This is a genomic window from Streptomyces sp. NPDC048650 (genome assembly GCF_043199095.1).
GTDB lineage: Bacteria > Actinomycetota > Actinomycetes > Streptomycetales > Streptomycetaceae > Streptomyces.
The window spans coordinates 1-2,741 of sequence record NZ_JBICVM010000039.1 but is presented as its reverse complement, the minus strand read 5'-3'; the positions used below and the strand labels follow the sequence as shown (position 1 = coordinate 2,741).

The window sequence follows — 2,741 nt, the reverse complement described above, 5'->3', positions numbered from 1 at the left end:
GACCGCGCCGACCGCACCAGACCCCACACCGCCGCACCCGCGAGATCCCTCCCATCCACCGCACCACGCGTCACGAACACCAACCGCGAATCCACAAACCGCTCATCCGCCAACCAGGACTGCGCCATCTCCAACGCCCAGGCAGTCGCGGTGTGTACGGACTCCACCGTTCCCACGGTGCCGGCGGGCGGCGCAACCAGGACCGTCCCGGGCACGGCCGTCCCCGTCAGGGACTCCAGATCCGCGAGGGTCCGCAGCGGCTCGCCCCCCGGACCGGTGCCGAGCTCGACGCGCTCGTCGGTGAGCGGGACGGGGACCCAGTCGGCCGTGAAGAGAGCGTCGCGGTCGGCGGTCTGCAACTGCCCGGCCGAGAGCGGGCGTACCACCAGCGACTCCACGGAGACGACCGGCGCACCGGACGTGTCCGCGATCGCGACCGCCATGGCGCCGCCCGCGTCGCGGATACGGACGCGGAGGTGCGAGGCGCCGGAGGCGTGCAGGGACACTCCGGTCCACGAGAACGGGACTCCGCCCACTTCCGCGCCACCCAACGCCGCCGCGTGCAGCGCGGCATCGAAGAGGGCGGGGTGCAGGCCGTAGGCGTCGCCCTCGACGCCCTCGGGGAGCGTCACCTCGGCGTAGACGTCCTCGCCGAGCCTCCAGGCCGCCCGCAGGCCCTGGAAGGCCGGGCCGTACATGAGCCCGGCATCGGCGAGGTCGTCATAGCAGCCCGCCACTTCCACAGGCTCCGCGCCCTTCGGAGGCCATGCGGCGGCATCGAAGGAGGCCGCTGCAGCCCCCGTGGCCACCGCGCCGTCGGCATGCAGCGTCCACGGCTCCTCGCCCTCACGCGCATGCACCGATACCGGCCGGCGACCCGAACCATCCGGCTCCCCCAGCCACACCTGCACCTGCACGCCGCTGCCCGACGCGGGCAGCACCAGCGGCGCGGTGAGCGTCAGCTCCTCCACCAGGTCACAGCCGACCTCGTCGGCCGCCCGCAGTACCAGTTCCAGCAGTGCCGTGCCGGGCACCAGCACCGACCCCAGCACCACATGATCCGCCAGCCACGGGTGCGAGGACACCGACAACCGGCCCGTGAACAACAGACCACCCGAGCCGGCAAGTTCCACCGCCGCACCCAGCAGCGGATGCCCCGCCAGACCCAGACCCGCGGACCGCACATCACCGGAGCGCGCCACACCGCCCGACGGCCAGAACCGCTCGTGCTGGAACGCGTACGTCGGCAGATCCACCCACCGCGCACCCGTACCGGCGAACAGCGCCGTCCAGTCCACGCTCGCGCCCCGGACGTACAGCTGCGCCAGGGCGCCCAGCAGCGTCGTCTCCTCGGGCCGGTCCTTGCGCAGTACGGGAGCGAGGACGGCCTCGTCGGGTGCCGATTCCCGGGCCAGCGCCGACAGCACACCGTCCGGACCGAGTTCGAGGTACCGCGTCGTCCCTTCCGCCCGCACAGCCCGTACCACGTCCGCGAAGCGCACTGCCTCGCGGGCGTGCCGGACCCAGTAGTCGGCGTGGGCGAGCTGTTCGGGCTCGGCGAGCCGGCCCGTCAGGCCCGATGCGACGGGGATCGTCGGCGTGCCGAAGGACAGCTGTGCCACCACCGCGTGGAAGTCGGCCAGCATCGGTTCCATGAGCGGTGAGTGGAAGGCGTGTGAGACCCGCAGCCTGCTGGTCTTGCGTCCCTCCCCCTCGAAGTGCGCCGCAAGGGCCAGCACCGCCTCCTCGACACCCGAGATCACGACCGACGACGGACCGTTGACCGCCGCGATCGAGACGCCTTCCACCAGGCGCGGAAGGACCTCGTCCTCCGTCGCCCGGATCGCCACCATCGCCCCACCGACCGGAAGTTGCTGCATCAGCCGACCCCGGGCCGCCACCAACGCACAGGCATCCTGGAGGGAGAAGACACCCGCCACATGCGCCGCGGCGACTTCACCGATCGAATGTCCCGCCACGAAATCCGCGCGCACACCCCACGACTCCGCCAGCCGGAACAGCGCCACCTCGATCGCGAACAATCCGGCCTGGGCGTACACGGTCTGATTCAGCAGCTCCGCATCCTCACCCCAGACGACATCCCGCAGGGGGCGGTCCAGATGCCCGTCCAAGCCGGCACACACCGCGTCGAACGCCTCCGCGAACACCGGATAACGCCCGTACAACTCCCGCCCCATACCCAGACGTTGCGAACCCTGGCCCGAGAACAGGAAGGCCAGCTTGCCCGCGCCGGCCGAGCCCTCCGTGAGACCGGGGTCGGCCTCGCCCACCGCGAGTGCGGACAGGGCACGCACCAGTGCGTCGCGGTCCTGGCCCCGCACCACCGCACGGTGGGTGAAGCTCGACCGACCCGTCACCAGCGAGTGGCCGACGTCCCGCGCGGACAGCGCGTCACACGCTGCGACCAGGGGCAGCAGGCGTGCCGCCTGGCCGCGCAGTGCGGCCTCGTTCCTGCCGGAGAGGACCCACGCCAGCGCGCCGGGCTCGGTCTCCGGGGTGTCCGGTTCGGCGTCGGCCGGGACCGGCTCGGGCTGCTCCAGGATCACATGCGCGTTCGTCCCACTGACGCCGAAGGAAGAGACGCCCGCACGGCGCGGCCCCTCCCCCTGCGGCCACTCGACCTCGGAGGTCAACAGCTCGACGGCGCCGGCACCCCAGTCCACATGCCTCGACGGCTCATCGACGTGCAAGGTGCGCGGCAGCACACCATGGCGCATCGC

Annotated in this window: 1 protein-coding gene; it reads right to left on the bottom strand. The window is 72.2% G+C overall.

Features of this window, described 5'->3' with window-relative positions:
- The coding region (locus ACGFML_RS38100; RefSeq protein ID WP_393550543.1) for an acyltransferase domain-containing protein at positions 1 to 2,741 on the bottom strand (2,741 nt) is incomplete at both ends.